The sequence below is a fragment of the Enterobacter sp. Ag1 genome (assembly GCA_000277545.1).
Taxonomy (GTDB): Bacteria; Pseudomonadota; Gammaproteobacteria; order Enterobacterales; family Enterobacteriaceae; genus Cedecea.
In genome coordinates this window covers 40,921-62,972 of sequence record AKXM01000008.1, presented here as the reverse complement: position 1 = coordinate 62,972, position 22,052 = coordinate 40,921, and the positions used below count along the sequence as shown (strand labels likewise).

At 44.9% G+C, this 22,052-nt stretch carries 21 protein-coding genes; 18 read left to right on the top strand and 3 right to left on the bottom strand.

The window, feature by feature from the left end; all coding sequences use genetic code 11:
- Positions 1-13 precede the first annotated feature (13 nt).
- From wcaK to wzzB, 18 genes are all read left to right on the top strand, one after another.
- Positions 14-1,294, top strand: a complete 1,281-nt coding sequence (gene wcaK, locus A936_RS04510; protein ID WP_008455066.1) for a colanic acid biosynthesis pyruvyl transferase WcaK — start codon at positions 14-16, stop codon at positions 1,292-1,294.
- Positions 1,291-2,511, top strand: a complete 1,221-nt coding sequence (wcaL, locus tag A936_RS04505) for a colanic acid biosynthesis glycosyltransferase WcaL (RefSeq protein WP_008455065.1) — start codon at positions 1,291-1,293, stop codon at positions 2,509-2,511. The genes wcaK and wcaL overlap by 4 nt, the downstream gene beginning before the upstream one ends.
- 26 nt (positions 2,512-2,537) lie before the next feature.
- The gene (gene wcaM / locus A936_RS04500; protein WP_008455064.1) at positions 2,538-3,962 is read left to right on the top strand and encodes a colanic acid biosynthesis protein WcaM; all 1,425 of its coding nucleotides are present in this window, start codon (positions 2,538-2,540) and stop codon (positions 3,960-3,962) included.
- A 174-nt stretch (positions 3,963-4,136) separates the two neighbouring features.
- Positions 4,137-5,036: a UTP--glucose-1-phosphate uridylyltransferase GalF gene (gene galF, locus A936_RS04495; protein WP_008455063.1), complete on the top strand. Its 900-nt coding sequence runs from the start codon at positions 4,137-4,139 to the stop codon at positions 5,034-5,036.
- A 379-nt stretch (positions 5,037-5,415) separates the two neighbouring features.
- A complete protein-coding gene (locus A936_RS04490; RefSeq protein ID WP_008455062.1) occupies positions 5,416-6,432 on the top strand; it encodes a glycosyltransferase in 1,017 nt (338 codons plus the stop codon).
- A 28-nt stretch (positions 6,433-6,460) separates the two neighbouring features.
- A complete protein-coding gene (gene rfbB, locus A936_RS04485; RefSeq protein ID WP_008455061.1) occupies positions 6,461-7,534 on the top strand; it encodes a dTDP-glucose 4,6-dehydratase in 1,074 nt (357 codons plus the stop codon).
- A complete protein-coding gene (gene rfbA, locus A936_RS04480) occupies positions 7,534-8,397 on the top strand; it encodes a glucose-1-phosphate thymidylyltransferase RfbA (protein WP_008455060.1) in 864 nt (287 codons plus the stop codon). Before rfbB ends, rfbA begins: the two co-directional genes overlap by 1 nt.
- 8 nt (positions 8,398-8,405) lie before the next feature.
- Positions 8,406-8,801 carry a sugar 3,4-ketoisomerase gene (locus A936_RS23635; protein WP_008455059.1) on the top strand — a complete coding sequence of 132 codons (396 nt, stop codon included), beginning with the start codon at positions 8,406-8,408 and terminating at the stop codon, positions 8,799-8,801.
- Positions 8,802-9,260, top strand: a complete 459-nt coding sequence (locus A936_RS23630) for an acyltransferase (RefSeq protein ID WP_008455058.1) — start codon at positions 8,802-8,804, stop codon at positions 9,258-9,260.
- A 3-nt stretch (positions 9,261-9,263) separates the two neighbouring features.
- On the top strand, positions 9,264-10,367 hold the full coding sequence (locus tag A936_RS04465) for a DegT/DnrJ/EryC1/StrS family aminotransferase (RefSeq protein ID WP_008455057.1): 1,104 nt from the start codon (positions 9,264-9,266) through the stop codon (positions 10,365-10,367).
- A gap of 229 nt (positions 10,368-10,596) precedes the next feature.
- Positions 10,597-11,880 carry an O-antigen translocase gene (locus A936_RS04460; RefSeq protein WP_008455056.1) on the top strand — a complete coding sequence of 428 codons (1,284 nt, stop codon included), beginning with the start codon at positions 10,597-10,599 and terminating at the stop codon, positions 11,878-11,880.
- Positions 11,861-12,850, top strand: a complete 990-nt coding sequence (locus A936_RS04455; RefSeq protein WP_008455054.1) for a glycosyltransferase family 2 protein — start codon at positions 11,861-11,863, stop codon at positions 12,848-12,850. Before A936_RS04460 ends, A936_RS04455 begins: the two co-directional genes overlap by 20 nt.
- 2 nt (positions 12,851-12,852) lie before the next feature.
- Positions 12,853-13,740 carry a glycosyltransferase family 2 protein gene (locus A936_RS04450; protein WP_008455053.1) on the top strand — a complete coding sequence of 296 codons (888 nt, stop codon included), beginning with the start codon at positions 12,853-12,855 and terminating at the stop codon, positions 13,738-13,740.
- A gap of 1 nt (position 13,741) precedes the next feature.
- Positions 13,742-14,887, top strand: coding sequence for an EpsG family protein (locus tag A936_RS04445; RefSeq protein ID WP_008455051.1), 1,146 nt, complete (start codon positions 13,742-13,744; stop codon positions 14,885-14,887).
- Between the two features lie 2 nt (positions 14,888-14,889).
- Positions 14,890-15,996: a glycosyltransferase gene (locus A936_RS04440; protein ID WP_034807770.1), complete on the top strand. Its 1,107-nt coding sequence runs from the start codon at positions 14,890-14,892 to the stop codon at positions 15,994-15,996.
- Between the two features lie 96 nt (positions 15,997-16,092).
- A complete protein-coding gene (gene galE / locus A936_RS04435; RefSeq protein WP_008455049.1) occupies positions 16,093-17,103 on the top strand; it encodes a UDP-glucose 4-epimerase GalE in 1,011 nt (336 codons plus the stop codon).
- A 148-nt stretch (positions 17,104-17,251) separates the two neighbouring features.
- Positions 17,252-18,661, top strand: coding sequence for an NADP-dependent phosphogluconate dehydrogenase (gene gnd / locus A936_RS04430; protein WP_008455048.1), 1,410 nt, complete (start codon positions 17,252-17,254; stop codon positions 18,659-18,661).
- 233 nt (positions 18,662-18,894) lie between these two features.
- The gene (gene wzzB / locus A936_RS04425) at positions 18,895-19,890 is read left to right on the top strand and encodes an LPS O-antigen chain length determinant protein WzzB (protein WP_008455046.1); all 996 of its coding nucleotides are present in this window, start codon (positions 18,895-18,897) and stop codon (positions 19,888-19,890) included.
- A 59-nt stretch (positions 19,891-19,949) separates the two neighbouring features.
- Here the strand turns inward: wzzB and hisIE are convergent, their stop codons facing one another.
- From hisIE to hisA, 3 genes are read right to left on the bottom strand one after another with little or no spacing between them, the layout of a single operon-like run.
- The gene (gene hisIE, locus A936_RS04420) at positions 19,950-20,561 is read right to left on the bottom strand and encodes a bifunctional phosphoribosyl-AMP cyclohydrolase/phosphoribosyl-ATP diphosphatase HisIE (RefSeq protein ID WP_008455044.1); all 612 of its coding nucleotides are present in this window, start codon (positions 20,559-20,561) and stop codon (positions 19,950-19,952) included.
- Positions 20,555-21,331, bottom strand: coding sequence for an imidazole glycerol phosphate synthase subunit HisF (gene hisF, locus A936_RS04415; protein ID WP_008455042.1), 777 nt, complete (start codon positions 21,329-21,331; stop codon positions 20,555-20,557). The genes hisIE and hisF overlap by 7 nt, the downstream gene beginning before the upstream one ends.
- A complete protein-coding gene (gene hisA / locus A936_RS04410; RefSeq protein ID WP_008455040.1) occupies positions 21,313-22,050 on the bottom strand; it encodes a 1-(5-phosphoribosyl)-5-[(5-phosphoribosylamino)methylideneamino]imidazole-4-carboxamide isomerase in 738 nt (245 codons plus the stop codon). Before hisA ends, hisF begins: the two co-directional genes overlap by 19 nt.
- Positions 22,051-22,052 lie beyond the last annotated feature (2 nt).

Sequence of the window (22,052 nt, the reverse complement as noted above, 5' to 3'; positions counted from 1 at the left end):
GTTAGAGGTCGATATGAAATTACTTATTCTTGGCAACCATACTTGCGGCAACCGCGGTGATAGCGCCATTTTACGCGGGTTGATTGACGCCATCACGACGCTTGATGACAGCATTCATGTGGATGTGATGAGCCGCTACCCGGTCAGTTCTGCCTGGCTGCTGGGGCGCCCGGTGCTGGGTGACGGGCTCTACAAGCAGATGAAGCGGTATAACAACGCCGCCGGGCTGGTCGGGCGGGTCAAAAAAGTCCTGCGCCGTAAATATCAGCACCATGTGCTGGTAGCGAAAGCAAGCAACACCGGGCGGCTGCGTAACATCGCCATCCCACAGGGGTTTATTGATTTTGTGAAATCGCTGCAGGAATACGACGCGATTATTCAGGTGGGCGGCTCTTTCTTTGTCGATCTTTATGGCGTCACGCAGTTTGAGCACGCGCTGTGCAGCTTCATGGCCCGCAAGCCGGTTTATATGGTTGGCCACAGCGTGGGCCCGTTCCAGGAGCCGCAGTTTAACCAGCTGGCGAACTACGTCTTTGGGCACGCGAAATCCCTGATTCTGCGCGAAACCGTAAGCCTGGAGTTGATGAAGCAAAGCCAAATCGACACCAGCAAGGTGGAACAGGGCGTCGATACGGCGTGGCTGGTGGCGCAGCATGAAGAGGATTTTGTGCCGGGTTATGCGGTTAAGCACTGGCTGGGCGTGGTCGAGAGAAAGAGAACCGTGGCGATTACGCTCCGCGAACTGGCGCCGTTTGATAAACGCCTCGGCACCACCCAGGAAGCCTACGAGAAGGCCTTTGCCGAAGTGGTAAATCGCACGATTGAACAGGGCTATCAGGTCCTGGCGCTTTCCACCTGCACCGGCATCGACAGCTATAACAAAGACGACCGCATGGTGGCGCTCAATATCCGCCAGTACATCAACCAGCCCGATGACTACCACGTTGTGATGGACGAGCTGAACGACCTGGAAATGGGCAAGATTTTTGCTGCCTGCGAGCTCACGGTGGGCACGCGTCTCCACTCGGCCATTATTTCGATGAACTTCGGCACGCCAGCTATCGCCATCAACTACGAGCACAAATCTGCGGGCATCATGCAGCAACTGGGGATGCCAGAAATGGCTATTGATATTCGCCAGTTGCTGGACGGCTCTTTGCAGGGCGTAGTTGCGGATGTTTTGGGGCAATTGCCCGCGATTAACCAACGTCTTACGGCGGCAGTGAGCGCTGAGCGTGCTAACGGCATGAACATGGTGCGCTCGGTGCTTGAGCGAGTTAAGGAGGATAAATGAAGGTCGGTTTCTTCCTGCTGAAGTTTCCCCTGGCGTCGGAAACTTTTGTGCTGAATCAGATAACCGCTTTTATCGACATGGGCCACGAGGTTGAGATTGTTGCCCTGCAAAAGGGCGACATGACCAATACCCACGCGGCGTTTAAAAGCTATGGGCTTTCGGAAAAAACCGTCTGGCTGCTCGACGAGCCAGAAGGTAAAGTCGCGAAGCTGAAAAACCGGGCGTGGAATACGCTGCGGGGGGCTTTGCGAGGCAACACATGGCGAGCGCTTAACCGCACGCGCTATGGCGATGAAGCCCGCAATCTGATCCTGTCCTCGATTTGTGGCCGGCAGAAACAGCCGCTTGAGGCCGACGTTTTTATTGCTCACTTTGGCCCGGCGGGCGTTACGGCCACCAAGCTGAAGGAGCTTGGCGTGCTCAACGGCAAAATTGCCACCGTGTTTCACGGGATTGATATCTCGCACCGGGATGCGCTGGCTCACTATACGCCGGAATACAGGCAGCTGTTTGAGCGCGGGGACTTAATGCTACCCATCAGCAATCTCTGGGCCAGCCGCCTGAAGAACATGGGCTGCCCGGAGAGCAAAATTGCGGTCTCTAGGATGGGCGTGGATATGGACAAGTTTTCTTTAAGACCCATGAAAACGCCGGGGGCGACGCTGGAGATTATCTCGGTGGCGCGGCTGACGGAAAAAAAAGGGTTACATTTTGCCATTGAAGCCTGCCGCCTGCTGAAGGCGCGCGGCGTGGCATTTCGCTACAACATTTTAGGCATTGGCCCCTGGGAGCGTCGTCTGAAGACGCTGATTGAGCAATTGCAGCTGGAGGACGTGGTCTTTATGCCCGGGTTTAAGCCGAGCCATGAAGTGAAGGCGATGCTGGACCAGGCCGACCTGTTCTTGCTTCCTTCGGTGACCGGCGAAGACGGGGATATGGAAGGCATCCCCGTGGCGCTGATGGAGGCGATGGCCGTTGGCATTCCGGTCGTGTCTACCGTTCATAGCGGTATTCCTGAGCTTATCGACGCCGATGAGTCGGGCTGGCTGGTGCCGGAAAAGGATGCTTTTGCGCTCGCCGATAAGCTACAGGTTGCGGCTGCTGTGCCAGAAAGTGACCTGCAGTTAATACTGGCTCGGGCAAGAGAGAAAGTCGCCGGCCAGTTCAATCAGCAGGTTATCTACCAGCAGCTTGCCCGTCAGCTTCAGACGCTATAAATCACCGAATCTTATGCTGAGGACTTATGTCGAAAAGCAATTCACTGAAGCATCTTCCTTTCTCTGCGTCTCGCCGCAAACTGCTCGCCGCAGGCTCTGCGTTAGCAGCGACATCCCTTATTCCCGGCACGGTAAACGCCATTGGCCGGGGAACACAGGTAAACATCAAAGATTTCTACCAGGCCGATTGGATCGCCGCGTTTAACAAGGCGTTTGCCGCAGCGGATGTGGTTGAAGTCCCGGCAGACGTTGTCTGTGACAGCATGAATACCGCCATTTTTATGCCGCAGGGGAAAACGCTTCATGTGGCTGGTGGGCTGAAAGGGAATGGCAAAGGGCGATTTGTACTGCAGGATAGCTGCCAGATAGTCGGGGAGGGAAAAGGGCGATTTAACAACATCACGCTGGATGTGAGGGGATCCGACTGTACGATCAAGGGCATAGATATGAGCGGGTTTGTCAATGTGGCGCAGATTTACATTGGCGGGAAAGATAACCGGACTATGCGCAATCTGACTATCGACAACATCACGGTACATGATGCCAACTACGCCATCCTGCGGCAGGGGTTTCACAACCGGATGGAGAATGTGCGTATCACCAACGGCCACTTCAGCCATCTGCAAGGGGATGCCATTGAGTGGAATGTGGCGATCAACGACCACGACCTGCTGATTTCCGACCACGTTATTGACAACATTAACTGTACTAATGGAAAGATTAACTGGGGAATAGGTATTGGGCTGGCGGGCAGCACATATGACAATAATTATCCCGAAGATCAGGCGGTAAAAAACTTCGTTGTGGCCAACATTACCGGCAGCAACTGCCGGCAATTAGTCCATGTTGAGAATGGGAAGCATTTCCTTATACGTAACGTAAAGGCGCGCAATATTAATCCGAGCTTTAGCCGCACGGCAGGGATTGATAACGCAACCGTGGCAATATATGGCTGCGATAACTTTGTCATTGACGATGTGGATATGGTTAACAGCGCCGGGATGCTGATTGGTTATGGCATCATTAAGGGAAATTACCTGTCTATTCCGCAAAACTTTAAGTTAAGCGATATTAAACTCGATAATAGCGAACTGAGTAGCCCTCTGCGCGGCATTCAGATCTCATCCGGGAACGCAACCTCCTTTGTGGCACTGAATAACGTCACACTCAAGCGCGCCTCGCTTGAGTTTCATAACAAACCTCAGCACCTTTTCATGCGAAATATCAACGTAATGCAGCTTTCTACGGCAGGACCAGCCCTGAAGCTGAACTTCGACCTCCGCAAGGATGTGCGCGGCAAGTTCATGGCCAAAGACGGCACACTGCTGTCGCTGGCGAATATTCACGCAGTAAATGAAAGGGGGCAAAGCTCGGTAGACATAGACCGGATCGATCAGCTGCACGTCAACGGTGAGAATCTTAATTTTGCGCTCTCAAAAGTAAGTAAATAATAATGCAACCCCTTTTACGACAATTCTGAGTCAACGAAGGCTGAAATAGCGACATTGACATATTTCGTTGACACTTCTATGGCGCTAGCATGAATCATTCGTTTAATAAATTCATGCTGGCATCAGAGCACGAAAAGACTATAATCTTCCAACCATTTAGAGGTGGGACTAAGAATGACTAATTTAAAAGCAGTTATCCCGGTAGCCGGTTTGGGCATGCATATGCTGCCTGCCACTAAGGCGATTCCTAAAGAGATGCTGCCTATCGTTGATAAGCCGATGATCCAGTACATTGTCGACGAAATTGTTGCCGCTGGTATCAAAGAAATCGTGCTGGTAACCCACTCTTCCAAGAATGCTGTTGAAAACCACTTCGACACCTCATACGAGCTGGAAGCCCTGCTTGAACAGCGCGTTAAGCGTCAGCTGCTGGCCGAAGTCCAGTCTATTTGCCCGCCAGGCGTCACCATCATGAACGTTCGTCAGGCCCAACCGCTTGGGCTGGGGCACTCTATACTTTGCGCACAGCCTATCGTGGGTAACAGTCCTTTTGTTGTGGTACTGCCGGATGTTGTGCTTGATGGGGCTACTGCCGACCCGCTGCGCTATAACCTGGCAGCAATGGTGGCTCGCTTCAATGAAACGGGGCGAACTCAGGTTCTTGCTAAGCACATGCCAAATGAAGATCTGGCGGCATATTCTGTGATCACCACGAAAGAACCGCTGCAGAATGAAGGGCAGGTGAGCCGTATGGTCGAGTTTGTTGAAAAACCTGACCAGCCGCAAACGCTGGACTCCGATCTTGCAGCCGTTGGACGTTATGTGCTTTCGGCTGATATTTGGCCGTTGCTGGAAAAAACAGAACCGGGTGCATGGGGGCGTATTCAGCTCACGGATGCCATCGCGGTATTGAATGAAACTCAGCCGGTTGAAGTGATGCAGATGACCGGCGAGAGCTACGACTGTGGTAAGAAAATGGGCTATATGCAGGCGTTCGTCCAGTACGGGCTGCGCAACCACAAGGAAGGCCAGAAGTTTCGCGAAAGCATTCAGAAGCTGCTAGCTAAGGCATAAATTCTGTTTTAAGTCGCTGTCATGGAGGAGAGCGGGGTAAACGGTGGCATGGCGTTCAGTCTTAGGCAGGCTTTGAACGTTGAGCCGCCGTTTTGCTTTATAAGTAAACAATGAAGTTTAAGATTTTCATAGGGTTATCATTTTTTGGTTGTTCTGTATAGACCAAAATTTTTCCTTGAGAATCGCTGTGTGAAATATAGAATCGTGGCGATTTCTGATACGCAGTACCGGAAGGTACGAGATCTCCCATGTTTGCAGTGCACTGGTAGCTGTTGAGCCAGGGGCGGTAGCGTGTTCTTATCAAAAGCTTATTCAACCATTCTCGACATTCCTCATGAGTTTGTGTCATATCATCTAATTGCCGAAGCTTATATCATATATGAATAATATTGCGTTTATTGTTACAAAATCTGAAATAGGTGGAGCTCAAAGCTGGACCAATGAGATGATGAAGTTAATTAAAAATGATGCCTCAATTCATTTGATAACATCAGAGCATGGATGGTTAACGGAGCAAGGGAACTTCGATAAAGTTTTTATTTTACCTGAATTGAAAAAACACTTTAGTTTTTTAGGTTATATTCGGTTATTGAAATATATTAGAAAAGAAAAAATATCTGTAATGATAGCAAGCTCAGCTAATGCCGGGATTTTCAGTCGGATGGCAAAGCTGTTTGTTAGATTTAAATGCATTTATGTATCTCATGGATGGTCATGTATCTATAATGGTGGGACATTAAAGTCACTCTTTATTAAGATTGAGAAGTATCTTTCTGTTTTAACTGACGCTGTTTGGTGTGTCTCAAAAAGTGACGCTGATAAGGCCAGGGATATAATTGGTATTAATGAAAATAAGATAATTAATCTAACCAACTCTGTGCCAAAAATGCAAAGCAGAATTAAACAGAGCAACGAAAAGAAAATAATCTTTGTTGGAAGACTAACGCATCCAAAACGTCCCGACCTTCTGCTGTCGGTTGTTGCGAAACACCCGGATATTAAATTAGATGTAGCGGGTGCCGGCGATCGGTTGGCTGCGTTAGCAGCAAAATATGAGAAATTTAATAACATAAAATTTTTAGGTGAGGTTAAAAACTTCAGTAATTATTCTGAGTATGATGTTTTTGCACTTATTTCAGATAGTGAAGGCCTCCCGATGTCTGCATTAGAAGCACACACTGCAGGTTTACCTTTGCTTCTAAGCGATGTTGGTGGTTGCTATGAAGTTATAAAAAAAAATGGATTATTAGTATCTAATAATGAAAAAGATATAGAAGAAAAATTACTGGAGATACTAAATAATTATGAACTTTATCTTGTTAATGCACAGCAGGATAAAGAAAAATTTGAATTCAATAGTTATAAAGATGCATACAAGCAATTTATTTTGTCTTAGTCATAAACGTAATTAGTGTAGAGTCGAAATGAAAATTCTAATCACTGGTGGAGCGGGCTTTATTGGGTCTGCCGTTGTACGTCATATTATTAAAAACACGCAGAGTCATGTCGTTAATGTTGATAAGTTAACTTATGCTGGTAACCTTGAATCTCTAACCAGTGTCAGTGCTGATGAGCGTTATTGTTTCGAACAAGCAGATATTTGTGATAGCGCAGCAATCGAACGTATTTTTACTCAGCATCAGCCCGATGCTGTAATGCACCTGGCAGCGGAAAGTCACGTCGATCGCTCTATTACCGGCCCGGCGGCATTTGTTGAAACAAACATTATTGGTACATATGTTCTGCTGGAAGCCGCACGTCGCTACTGGTCTGAACTGAGCGGCGAGAAAAAAGCAGCGTTCCGCTTCCATCATATTTCCACTGATGAAGTGTATGGCGATCTTCCCCATCCTGATGAAGTAGGGCAGGGCGAGACATTACCCCTGTTTACTGAAACAACAGCCTATGCGCCAAGCAGCCCATATTCTGCTTCTAAAGCCTCCAGCGACCACCTGGTCCGCGCCTGGCTGCGCACCTATGGCCTGCCAACTATCGTTACTAACTGTTCTAATAATTATGGCCCATATCATTTCCCTGAGAAATTGATCCCGCTGGTTATTCTGAATGCGTTGGAAGGTAAGCCGCTGCCGATTTACGGTAAAGGCGACCAGATTCGTGACTGGCTTTACGTCGAAGACCACGCGCGGGCGCTGTATACCGTGGTGACCCAGGGTAAGATTGGCGAAACCTACAATATTGGTGGCCACAACGAGAAGCAAAACCTTGATGTGGTAGAAACTATTTGCTGTCTGCTGGATGAAATCGTTCCAAAGGAAGGCTCCTACCGCGAGCAGATCACCTATGTGGCCGATCGCCCGGGGCACGATCGCCGTTACGCGATCGATGCCGAGAAAATTGGCCTTGAGCTGGGCTGGAAACCACAGGAAACCTTCGAAAGTGGGATCCGTAAAACGGTGGAATGGTATCTGGCAAATCAGAAATGGTGCCAGCGCGTGCAGGATGGCAGCTATCAACGTGAACGCTTAGGATTAGAATAATGAAAGGTATCATTCTGGCCGGAGGATCCGGCACTCGTTTGTATCCAATAACGATGGGCGTCTCTAAGCAACTACTCCCGATTTATGATAAGCCGATGATTTATTACCCGCTGTCAGTGTTAATGCTGGCGGGAATTCGCGACATCCTGATCATCACCACGCCGGAAGATCAAGACAGTTTCATTAGATTATTGGGTGATGGCAGCGCCTTGGGCATTAACCTGACGTATGAAGTCCAGCCTACACCGGATGGCTTAGCGCAGGCATTTATTATTGGCGAGAAGTTTATCGGCAACGATTCGGTTTGCCTTGTGCTCGGCGATAATATTTTCTTTGGACAAGGTTTTAGCCCTAAATTAAAAGCCGTGGCGCAGCGTGAAACAGGCGCAACCGTTTTTGGTTATCAGGTTATGGATCCTGAGCGCTTTGGCGTGGTCGAATTTGATGAAAACAACAAAGCTATTTCCATAGAAGAAAAACCCTCCCAGCCGAAATCTCATTGGGCGGTGACCGGGCTTTACTTCTACGATAACGCGGTCATTGAAATCGCAAAAAATGTAAAACCCTCCGAGCGGGGAGAATTAGAGATAACCGCAATAAATGATGAGTATCTCAAGCGCGGGCAATTAAATGTTGAACAGCTTGGCCGCGGTTTTGCGTGGCTTGATACTGGCACACATGACAGTCTAATTGAAGCCGGTAGCTTTGTTGAAACCGTTCAGAAGAGGCAGGGCATGATGGTTGCTTGCCCTGAAGAGATTGCATGGCGCAATGGCTGGATGGACGATAAAGAATTAAGTGCCAGGGGCGAGCTTCTGAAAAAAAATCATTATGGCCAGTATTTATTAAAACTTTTGAAATAAGAAATCTTATGAAAATCGATTTTATTCCATTACAAATTCACGGCGATGAGCGTGGTTCTCTTGTCGCGCTCGAAGAAGCCAAAAACATACCTTTTCCAATTAAACGCGTCTATTATATGTTTGACACACTTGAAGGAATCAGACGAGGCTTCCATGCCCATAAGGAATTAACGCAGGTAGCAATACCTGTAAAAGGTTCCTGCCGATTCCTTTTAGACGATGGTAAAGAGAAGGTTAATGTTTTATTGGATAGTCCAGCTTGTGGCCTGTTAATTGAGCCAATGGTATGGCATGAAATGTATGACTATTCACCAGACTGCATTCTCATGGTTTTAGCGAGTGATGTATATGATGAGTCCGATTATATACGGAATTATGAACAGTTCAAAAATACGGTGGAGTAAATGTATATTCATCCTCTCAGCGATGTGCAGAGTGAAAATATAGGTACAGGTACGCGTGTTTGGCAGTTTGTTGTTATTCTGAAAAATGCAAAAATTGGCGAAAATTGTAATATATGTGCTAATGCTCTTATAGAAAACAACGTGTCTATTGGCAATAATGTTACGGTTAAATCTGGTGTATATATTTGGGATGGGACTACAATTGAAGATAATGTCTTTATCGGTCCTTGTGTTGTATTTACAAATGATAAATTTCCTCGCTCGCAGGTTCATTTAGAAAAATACCCAGAAATACATATCAAAAAAAATGCATCAATAGGTGCTAATGCTACCATTTTGCCTGGAATCACAATCGGTGAGAATAGCATGGTCGGCGCTGGAGCAGTGGTAACAAAAGATGTGCCAGATAATGTAGTAGTGGTTGGCAATCCTGCAAAGATCATCAAAAAATTGGATTAAAAAATGATTAATTTTCTAAACCTTAAACAAATCAATAACAAATATGAAAAGGAATTATTGTCAGCCTGTGAACGTGTTATTCAATCTGGCTGGTATATACAGGGCGAAGAGCTATCTGCTTTTGAGTCTGAGTTTGCAGAGTATTGTAATGTAAAATATGCAATTGGCGTTGCCAACGGTCTTGATGCCCTTATTTTGGTTCTTCGTGCATGGAAAGAACTCGGTAAGCTAAAAGATAATGACAAGGTCATGGTCCCGGCGAACACTTATATAGCTTCTATAATGGCGATCACGCAGAATAATCTAATTCCTGTGCTGGTTGAGCCGGATAGTAGTACATTTAATATGACCTATGATGGACTATCTAAATCCTGGGATGATGGGGTAAAAGCCATTTTACCAGTACATTTATATGGTCAAATTTCGCCTATGCCAGAAATCATGAGGTTCGCCGAAGAGAATAATCTGCTGGTGTTAGAGGACTGTGCTCAGTCACATGGTGCTTCTATCGGTGGAAAGAAGGCGGGGGCGTGGGGGGATGCGTCAGGATTTAGCCTTTACCCAGGGAAAAATTTAGGTGCACTTGGTGATGCAGGTATTATCACCACGAATAGCGATGAGTTGGTTAGTGTACTAAAAGCTCTGCGCAATTATGGCTCTCATAAAAAATATGAGAATATTTATATTGGTTACAACAGTCGCCTTGATGAAATACAGGCAGCAATGCTGCGTGTTAAGCTGCCTTATCTTGATAAAGAGACTGAACTAAGAAGAAAAATAGCCAATAAATATTTAAATGAGATAAAAAATTCTCATGTTCAATTACCAACACTATCCGTTGATGAAGAACATGTTTGGCACTTGTTTGTAATACAGACTAAACATAGAGAAGCATTACAACAATATCTGACTGAGAATGGGATTCAAACATTAATTCATTATCCGATTCCTCCTCATCATCAGCAAGCTTATAAACAGTACAGTCATTTAGAGCTGCCAATAACTGAGAGCATTCATCGTCAGGTTCTGTCCTTGCCAATGGATCCTAATCTATCCGACAGTGATGTGGACTTCATTATTAGAACCATTAATTCATTTTCCGTCTAAATATCAATAATTATAATGCGATTGGCTGTACATGCTTTTGGTGACAGCCTTTTCTTTTGCAACGCCACACGTTTCTGCGAATAGCATACGCTTTTTATTTTTCAAGCAGAGTACTGAAGCTAGCGTTTAGTGGGTAACGTCACACTGTCTATATTTCTTATTCATTATCTAATGATGAAATGCAAGAGATAAATAACCAGTGCTAAACCTGTATTAAAAGTGATGTAAAATGGAAAAAATGAATTTTGCCAAAGTTACTATTCTTAGTGGCGTTGTAACATGTTTTCGTTTGATTTGCGGTTTACTCATATCAAAAGTAGTTGCAATATATACGGGTCCTGCTGGCATTGCTAACCTTGGACAGTTACAGAACTTTGTTACTTTTGTTAATGGCTTTATTTCTTCACAGGTATCCCAGGGGGTAAATCGTTACTCAGCCGAGAATAAAAGCGATTATGATAAAGCCCAACCCTACTGGCGTGCATCAATCAAACTTTCAATAATAGCCTGTTGCTTTATTATCACCGTTGGTGTTCTTTTTTCTGGAAATATTTCGAATTTACTATTCCAGAGTAAAGAGCTCTATTGGCTGATTATAGTGGCATTAATGGTATTGCCATTAAATATAATCAACAATTTATTTCTCGGTGTACTTAATGGCTTAGGTGAATACAACCGATTCTTTCTTGCTAATGTGCTTGCAATTGCTGCAGCACTTTTGTCAATGACCGCACTAGTTTATTTCATGGGACTCAAGGGAGCCCTGCTCGCCGCAGCTTTGAATAATGCTATTGCGGGCATCCTGCTTCTGACTATTATTATAAAAAGACCATGGTTTAGGTTAGTATATTGGCTAGGTCAGGTACCGAAACATCATTTATCTGAGATGAGAAAGTATTTTCTGATGGGGGTCATTGGTGCCTTAACGGGACCGATATCGCTTATTGTTGTCAGAACGATATTGACGAATAATTTTTCAATTGAAGATGCAGGGAATTGGCAGGCAGTATCCAAAATATCAGAAGCTTATCTTGCCGTTCTCACAACAGCATTGACTGTATATTATTTTCCTAAAACAGCAGCAGCAAAGACATTCAAAGACTATATTTCAGTTTTAAAATCCGGGGTTGTGATTGTTATTCCGCTTGCTTTCGTGATGGCGATAAGTATCTTTTTATTGAAAGATTTGATTATTAGCATTTTATTCACGAAAGACTTTTCTACGGCTAAAAATTTATTTTTATTCCAAAATATTGGTGATTTTTTAAGAATATCGAGCTGGCTCTTTGCTACCATTCTTTTGGCTAAAGGCTATTTTAAAATTAATGCAGTCCTGGAAATATCATTTTCTATATTGTTTCCATTATTAGTCAAGTTTTTAATCGTTCCCTTTGGGCTTGAAGGTGTAAGTATTTCTTATTGTATAACCTATTCATTCTATTTGATCGCGACAATGATAATATACCTATGGCACATGAAGAGGGTTATAAGTAATGAAACCGCATCAAAGTAACCCGCTCAGTGTAATTGTACCTGCGTACAATGAAGAAAAAAATATTATAAAAATCTTAAAGCAATTTGAACAACAGACAATAAGTGATTTTGAGGTAGTCATTGTTGATGATGGTTCTATTGATAATACGGTGCATTTAGCCAAGAATTTTCATTCTGAAAATTTTAAAATAAATTTATTGCAACAGAGTAATATGGGAGCCGCAAGAGCCAGAGAAAACGGAATCATGGCAGCAACTGGAGATTATGTTGCTATTGTTGATTGCGATGATGGACTCGCAAATAATTCACTCGAATTGGCAATGCAATCTTTTATCAATTGTCCAGAAGTTGATATTTCTCTATTTGATTTATGCTATGTTAACGAGCTTGGCTCAGAGATTTCCGGCAAGTTTTCATATTATACTGATAAAAAATCTGTATGCGGCAAGGATGCTCTGGCGAACAGTATTTCTATCTGGGGGATACATGCATTTGGTATTTACAAAAAAGAAATAATTTTACAGGCATATAATATTTATAATAAATATAACAATAATCATGTTAACTTATTAAATAACGACGAAATCGTCAGTCGTATTTCATTCGGCTTAGCAAAAAAAATAACCTTCTCTGACGCGAAATATTTTTTTGTCAACAACATGCAGTCAACAACTCGTCGTGTAAACGAAAATTATTATAAGGTTATCCATAACGCATTTATTCTTCAACAGATTTTAAAAGAACCTAAAATATGTTGTGAAGATAAATTTGATGCTGCGGCATATACGTTAATTATTAGTACCCAGTGGGGAGTTTTTAGACGTTATCTAAGCTGGCATAAACACTTCTCTAAGGATGCCCGAATAGCCTGGCGAAACGCATTGAAAGAGTCTACTTTGCAGGTTATCAATGCACAAAGAAAATATGAATTCATCTTAAGTCGTAAATCAAGACTGCAACTTATTATATTAAAGCTATTTTTTAGGTAAGCATGAAAAATCCACTTATTTCAATTATCATTGCATCATTCAATGCTGAAAATTATATACGTGAAACGCTAGAGTCATGTATCAACCAATCATATAAAAAAATTGAAATTATTATTGTAGATGATTGTTCAACAGACAATAGTGTAAACATTATTAGCGATTGGTGTGAGGAAAAGAAAAAAACACATCCTGGTGTTGATTGCACGCTTATTCCAAGTGAAAAAAATAATGGCATAACTACCAACTTTAATAATGCATTACCTAGTATTAAAGGGGACTGGATTAAGTGTCTTGGCTCTGACGATCTGCTTTTGCCCGATGCCATCCAAAATTTTGTTTCCAGACTTGAGAGGCTCAAGAATACTGAGAGATTAGGAGCAGTATTTACTTATTTTGAAACGTTCGGTCTGCATGTAGAAAAACCACAGCGTTATCCATTGGCATGGACCAAAGATGTCATTCAATTAAAACCTTCATGGCTGAAAGCCAAATTGTCCATGATCCATTTTAATAATGTGGCGCCCGGTGCATTCATAAATAAGAAGCACTTTTCAGGGTTTGATACACATTTTAAGTTATTAGAAGACTTACCTCTATGGCTAAAGTTTATCGACAATAATATCAACGTATTGTTTTTCGAGTACACGAGCGTTTTATATCGCATTCACGCAAATCAAGTTACCTCATCGGGAACTTCTGCCATCGGGAAAATACTTTTAAGCGATTTAATGAAAGTTAACTCCAGAAGGTGGGATAGCGGAAATTGTCTTAGTTATCTTCATCACAAGTTCAATCTGTACTGCGTATCAAAAGGTAAAAAATATCGGATTCTTAAAGTGATGAACCCCATTAATTTATTGATTTATCTTTATGAAAGGGTAAAAAAATAAAATGTTTGTTTTGCTTCTTTCTACTCCAATGCTATTGCTCTCGTTGATCTGGGAGAAATTTAACTACCGCTCCAAAGCGATGCTGAGTGTTCTTTGTTGTATTATGTTTAGTTTATTATTCTCAGCATATTATTTAAATGGAGTAGACTGGAGTATATACTATTTAAAGATTTTATATGAGAATAATCCATACATATCCTTTGAACCAGGATTTGTTTTATCATTCAAGGCAATGTTGTTCATTTTCAATAACAATTTTGGACTTGTCATTCTTGTCTGGTATTTCATTTGTTTTGGTTTGTTATCGAGGGTGCTTGCGGCTTATCAGGTTAATAAACCATTATTTTGGTGCTGTCTATTATTGTTATTCGGCTATAATTTAATACTTGAGCAGTTGAGGCAGTTTTTAGCTTGTATTATTGTTTTTTATGCAGTGCTTAATTATAACGAAGATCACAATTTTAGAAAGTTCATTATGCTTTCAATTTTAGGGTCTTTGTTTCACGTTTCTTCCTTGATCATTATCCCTGCCGTAATGCTAGCGTCCATTAGAGAGCATGGTAAATTTATGATCAGTACTTTGTTTTTTATCGGTGGTGCTGTTGCGTTCATGTTTTTAGGTACCGCGATAATCAATGAATTGTCGGGATTTAACCTTATTTTTAGAAAAATTTCCATCTACATGGAAATGCATCCAATTAGTTTGACTATTGGATGGCTTAACATAATTGACCTTGTCTTTATTGTTATCTATTTCTGTTATAGAAAAACCATTGACCGCCACGAAAATATCAGACTCTTGACAAGGTTGGTTTTCCTTGGTGCCGTTGTTCATTTTTTTAGCGGCAGCATAACATTCCTTGCTCGTGTGAGTTTTATATTCTTTTTCCTGGCGATATATGTTTTTTGTATCATATCACCGACGTCGCACAGGCGCATGTTCGCGATACGTACGTACAATACATTATTTTTATCTATTTTTGTTTTCTTCATGCTGGCAATTAATCTTTCGTCTTATTTCAGAAATGCTCAGGCACCCATTAACTTCACCACAATGGACCTAAGGTTTATAAGTTTGTTTGATAAAGGTTATGTCGAATCTCTGGCACATGAAAAATTTAGTAAAACATTAGAAGCGACTTACTGATCATGAATAAGAAAATAATGTTGGTTATTACCGGACTGGGCATAGGTGGTGCGGAAAAACAAGTTTCATTGCTTGCTGACAAGTATCTTGAAAAAAACAATGAAGTTGAAATTGTTAGCCTTACCGGACCTGTTGAAGTTACACCTCGCACTGGTATCAATATAATAAATCTTGGAATGAACAAAAGTCCTCTTGGATTTATTGCTGCTGTATTTAGGCTTGCCAAAATAATTAAAGATTTCGCTCCTGACATTGTTCATAGCCATATGTTTCACGCGAATATTATGGCAAGAATAACTCGCTTGTTCTGTAGAAATAAGTTTAAACTAGTTTGCACTGCCCATAGCAAAAATGAGGGTGGTAAAATTAGAATGCTGACTTATCGTATGACAGATTTTCTTTGCGATGTTACAACAAATGTCAGTAAAGAGGCTTTGGATGAGTTTATTAAAAAAAAGGCTTTTTCTGCTCTTAAGTCCATTGCTGTTTATAACGGTGTGAACACGGATGAGTTTAAATTTGATAATAACGCTCATGAACATCTGCGCGACCAACTCTCTATTCTTACTGATGAAAAACTTATTCTCGCGGTTGGCAGACTGACTGACGCAAAAGATTACCCTAATCTCCTTCATGCTTTTAAAATACTGCCTGTAAACTATAAGCTTGCTATCATTGGCGATGGAGAACTCCGCGTAGATATTGAGCGGATTATTCATGAGTTAGATCTTGCATCACGTGTTTCCTTGCTGGGAAGTCTCAATGATGTGTCACAATATTACTCCGCATGTGACATATTTGTCTTTTCATCTAAATGGGAAGGTTTTGGGTTGGTTGCGGCTGAAGCAATGTCATCTGAATGTCTCGTCGTGGGTACTAACTCTGGTGGTGTAGCTGAGGTTATAGGCGATGAACGGTTTGTGGTCCCTATTTCTGATTCTAAAGCTCTCGCCAAAAAGATTCATGAGATCATGAATCTTCCACCGAATAGTAGAGCTGATATTAAATGTAGAAATAGAAAACACATTGAAGATAATTTCTCGATTGACTTTATCACTGATCAATGGATGAAAATTTTCTTTGATAAAACGGAATCAAAGAAAAACTAGCCAGTCCAAAATTTGGCTTTTTATATGATTGCTATAAATAGCCAAAAAAAGCATGAGCTAGATTTGTTTTTTTATATTAAAATCTGAGGCAACAAAATGGCAGTATTGATAACGGGTGGGGCTGGTTATATCGGTTCGCATACGGTCCTGTGCCTTCTTGAGCAAGGCTATGAAGTTGTTGTGTTAGATAATTTTTACAATTCTTCTTCTGAGTCCTTGCGTCGTGTTAAAAAAATAACAGGTGCTGATTTTGTCAATTATGACGGTGACGTGCGTGATCGCGAGTTACTAAAAAAAATATTTTGTGGCCATAAAATTGATAGTGTTATTCACTTCGCTGGGCTTAAATCTGTTGGTGAGTCTGTGCGTGAGCCGCTTAGCTATTATGATAATAATGTGTCAGGAAGCATAGTATTGCTCGAAGAAATGAATAACTTCAATGTTAAGAAATTCATTTTTAGCTCTTCAGCGACAGTATATGGCCAACCGGAATCTGTTCCATTATCTGAATGTTCAAAAATTGGTGGTACAACCAATCCTTACGGAACGTCTAAGTTGATGGTTGAACAGATTTTGCAAGATATAGCAAAAGCTACTCCTGATTTCGACATTACAATATTAAGATATTTCAATCCTGTTGGGGCTCACAAGTCCGGACTTATTGGCGAAGATCCTAATGGTATTCCAAATAATTTGGTGCCTTACATTAGCCAGGTTGCGGTGGGTAAGTTGCAACAAGTCTCGGTCTACGGTAATGATTTCCTGACTAAAGATGGAACCGGCGTGCGAGATTATATCCACGTAATGGATTTAGCCGAAGGGCACATTGCGGCATTACAGCATATGGATACCGGTGGCTGTAAAACATACAATCTGGGGACGGGTATTGGCTACTCTGTACTTGACCTGATTGAAGCTTATGAACGCGTTATTGAGCGACCTATCCCCTATGTTTTTGCCGGACGCAGGCCTGGAGATATCGCTGAATGTTGGTCAGACCCAAGTCTCGCTTTAAAAGAGCTGAACTGGTCAGCAACCAGAAATCTTGATGATATGGTCAGGGATTCATGGCATTGGCAGAAAACGAATCCGGACGGTTACGAATGATAGCCATTGAGCAGAATCTGGTCTGATAGTGCACTACGTGCGACTTCACGCAGCAAAGTTTACCTATTTTTCGCAGAGTGAGTTAACATCAAAGCCACATTTAGAGCCGCGTGTAGGGCGCGGTGAGCACACCTGACAGGAGTATGTAATGTCCAAGCAGCAGATCGGCGTTGTGGGTATGGCCGTGATGGGGCGCAACCTGGCGCTGAACATTGAAAGCCGTGGTTATACCGTTTCCGTATTCAACCGCTCCCGTGAGAAGACTGAAGAAGTTGTCGCAGAGAACCCGGGCAAGAAACTGGTTCCTTACTACACTGTAAAAGAATTCGTTGAGTCCCTCGAAACACCACGTCGAATCCTGTTGATGGTGCAAGCGGGCGCAGGTACCGATGCTGCCATCGACTCCCTGAAGCCTTACCTCGATAAGGGCGACATCATCATTGATGGCGGCAACACTTTCTTCCAGGACACTATTCGTCGTAACCGTGATCTGTCTGCTGAAGGCTTTAACTTCATCGGGACCGGTGTTTCCGGCGGTGAAGAGGGCGCCCTGAAAGGCCCATCTATCATGCCTGGCGGCCAGAAAGACGCTTACGAGCTGGTTGCGCCAATCCTGACCAAAATCGCTGCGGTTGCGGAAGACGGCGAGCCTTGCGTAACGTACATCGGTCCTGATGGCGCTGGCCACTACGTTAAAATGGTTCACAACGGCATCGAATACGGTGACATGCAGCTGATTGCAGAGGCCTATTCCCTGCTGAAGCATGGCCTGGATCTCTCCAACGAAGAGCTGGCTGAAACCTTCACCGAATGGAACAAAGGCGAGCTGAGCAGCTACCTGATCGACATCACCAAGGACATCTTTACTAAAAAAGATGAAGAGGGTAAATATCTTGTCGATGTGATCCTGGATGAAGCGGCCAACAAAGGTACCGGGAAATGGACCAGCCAGAGCTCTCTGGATCTCGGCGAGCCGCTGTCTCTGATTACCGAATCCGTGTTCGCGCGCTATATCTCTTCCCTGAAAGATCAGCGTGTGGCGGCGTCTAAAGTGCTGAGTGGCCCGCAGGCCAAGCCCTTCACCGGTGACAAAGCTGAGTTCAGCGAGAAAGTTCGTCGCGCACTGTACCTGGGTAAAATCGTATCTTATGCTCAGGGCTTCTCCCAGCTGCGTGCCGCGTCTGAAGAGAATAGCTGGGATCTGAACTACGGTGAAATTGCGAAGATTTTCCGTGCGGGCTGCATCATTCGTGCTCAGTTCCTGCAGAAAATCACCGATGCCTATGCTGAAACGCCAGCTATTGCGAACCTGCTGTTGGCCCCTTACTTCAAGAAGATTGCCGACGATTACCAGCAGGCTCTGCGTGATGTGATTTCTTACGCGGTACAGAACGGTATCCCGACGCCGACCTTCTCCGCGGCGATTGCCTACTACGACAGCTACCGCGCAGCGGTTCTGCCGGCTAACCTGATCCAGGCTCAGCGTGACTATTTCGGGGCGCATACCTATAAGCGCACGGACAAAGAGGGCGTCTTCCACACCGAGTGGCTTGACTGATTCTTTTCACGTTCAGATAAAAGGCCCTTCGAGGGCCTTTTTTACATTTGAGATCTGGTCAAATATCACACAGCTTATTCTTGTGATTTTTTGGCATTCGGTCTCTGTGCTGATTTTTCAGCAAATTCCGATCTTTTCCTTACAAATCATTAAGGTCTTTTGCCCATTATCTTTCTATACTATAAATCTGATGAATATACGAAGCTGTTCTCATTATTATTTCAAAGGCAATTATGAATCGAGCTGACTTAAATGTGGCGAAAGAACACACCAGCAATCAACAGGAAAATATTGATTTAATTGATCTTCTTATCCAGCTATGGCGAGGCAAAATCGCCATTGCGGCAGCAATGATTTTAGCCATCTTAATCGCTATTGCTTATCTCACTTTTGCAACAGAAAAATGGACTTCTGAGGCGATAGTTACGCTCCCGGATACCGGTCAGATTTCGAACTACAGCAATGCCATGAGCGTTCTTAATGCCCAGTCTCCAGAGGCTGTGCCCTCGCTGGCCGAGATCCAACAGCGTTATTTTGGGCGATTCAACTCTGCCATTTCGGCCCTCTCTGAGCAGTTGGCCAATCAGCAAATACCAGAAAAACTGACCATAGAACCCGCCGGAAAGGATCAACCGCTGCCGCTCAAGATTAGCTATGTGGCGAGTTCTGCTGAGCAGGCGCAGACAACACTGAATACTTATCTCCAGCAGATTAATAAGCGGACTGTCGCTGAGCTGGATGATGACCTTAAAACTTCCGTTGACGCAAAAATAAGCGATTTAAAAGGCCTGCTCGACACAAAAGTAAAAGTTGCTAAGGAGAAACAGCAAAAGCGTCTGGATGAGCTGAACCAGGCGCTGTTGGTGGCTCAGCAATCTAATATTACTAAGCCTGCCGTTTCACAGGCTGAAACAATGTCTGAAGATACGCTGTTTGTTCTGGGAAGCGAGGCGCTTTCTTCGATGATCAAGAACGAAGCGTCCCGACCGCTGCCTTTAGATAACTCTTATTTTAACGCCCGTCAGTCGCTCCTTGCGGTGAGTGAATTAAGATCGACGCCGGAAACGACCTATGCGTTTCGGTATGTCATGAAGGCAACTTTGCCGGTGCGTAAAGACAGCCCGAAAAAAGGCCTGACGCTGGTGCTTGCCGCCTTGTTGGGCATTATTGTCGGCTCGGGCTATGTCCTTGGGCGCAACGCGCTGCGTAACTATAAATCAGCAGCCTAAGCTTGCTAAAAAAAACAAAAAGGCCGCATTAGCGGCCTTTTTTACATCTGTTCCAGGGCTTATTTATGCCGGGCCCGTAAATTCTCAATCACCGTACTCAAGTCTAAATCCTGATCCTGCAGCAGCACCAGCAGGTGATACATCAAGTCAGAAGCTTCGTTGGTCAGTTCGTGACGATCGTTCACGGTTGCTGCCAGCGCGGTTTCCACGCCTTCTTCGCCTACTTTCTGCGCAATACGCTTGGTGCCGCTGGCGTACAGTTTGGCGGTATAGGAACTGGCGGGATCGGCAGTTTTCCGCGAGGCCAGCAACTGTTCAAGTTCAAACAGGAAAAGCCAGTCGTGGTGAGTATCCCCAAAGCAGCTTGAGGTGCCGAGGTGGCAGGTTGGGCCTATGGGGTTAACTAGCACCAGCAGCGTGTCGTTATCGCAGTCTGGCGCAATACGCACCACGTTCAGGAAATGGCCTGACGTTTCACCTTTAGTCCACAGGCGCTGTTTGGTGCGCGAGAAGAAGGTCACTTTGCCGCTTTCCTGGGTTTTTGCCAGCGCGTCCTGGTTCATATAGCCGAGCATCAGGACTTCACCGGACACCGCGTGCTGAACGATAACCGGCATCAGGCCATCTGTTTTTTCCCAGTCCAGCTGGGCTAGCTGTTGTTCTGTTAACACACTCGAATCTCCACGCCTTGCTGAACCAGATACGCCTTCAGTTCACCAATATTGATAATTTGCTTATGGAACACGGAAGCTGCCAAAGCGCCGTCAACGTCCGCATCGCGGAAGGCCTCATGGAAGTGTTCCATGGTGCCTGCGCCACCTGAGGCGATAAGCGGCACGTGGCACACTTCACGCACTTTCTTCAGTTGCGTCAGGTCATAGCCGTTACGCACGCCATCCTGGTTCATCATATTCAGGACGATTTCCCCGGCGCCGCGCTTCTGCACTTCCTGCACCCAATCCAGCGTTTCCCACTTTGTTACACGGGTACGGCTTTCGTCGCCGGTGTACTGATTCACGTGGTATTTGCCTGTTTCAGCGTCAAACCAGGTATCAATGCCGACCACGATGCACTGCACGCCGAAGCGATCCGCCAGGCGAGTGATAAGCTCAGGATCGGCCAGAGCAGGGGAGTTAATGGAAATTTTATCCGCCCCGAATGACAGAATTTGAGCCGCGTCTTCGACGGATTTGATCCCACCCGCCACGCAGAAAGGAATATCGATCACTTCCGCCACGCGAGTCACCCAGCTTTTGTCTACCACGCGGCCATCGCTCGAGGCGGTGATATCATAAAACACCAGTTCGTCAGCGCCTTCCAGAGCATAGCGCTGCGCCAGCGGCACGATGTCGCCGATGATTTCGTGATTACGGAATTGCACGCCTTTCACCACCTGGCCGTCACGCACGTCCAGGCAAGGGATTATCCGTTTTGCCAGCATGAAATCGCCTCCTTCACGTTAAATTTACCTTCCAGAAGCGCGCGTCCAACAATCACGCCTTTCACGCCGCTGCCGCGCAGGGCGGCAATATCATCCAGCCCGCCAATACCGCCTGAAGCCTGAAAGGCAACCTGCGGGAAGCGCGCGCACACTTCCTGATAAAGCTCGACGTTTGAGCCTGCCAGCGTGCCATCGCGAGAGATGTCGGTGCACAGCACATGCTTCAGGCCAAACGGCAGGAACTCATCGACAAGCTGTTCCAGCGTGGTGCCGGAGGTTTCCTGCCAGCCGCTCACCGCAACCTGTTTGTTACCTTCGGCATCAATGCGCACGTCCAGCGCCAGCACCAGAGCATCGGCGCCAAAGCGTTTAAACCAGCGTTGTACCAGCGCCGGAGATTTCACCGCAGTGGAGCCAACCACCACGCGAGCGGCACCCGCATCCAGCAGGGCCTCAACGTCCTGCTCGGTACGCACACCGCCGCCAACCTGAACCGGCACGCTCACGCCAGCCAGCAACTTTTGCAGCAAAGGGATTTGGCGGGCCGCCGGATCTTTAGCCCCGGTCAGGTCAACGAGGTGCAGCACTTCCGCACCCTGAGCCTGATAATCCTGTAAACGCGGAAGCGGATCGCTGCCGTAGTCACGCTGCTGGCCGTAATCTCCCTGATGGAGACGCACCACGTTGCCGTCAATTAAATCAAGAGCCGGAATGATCATCG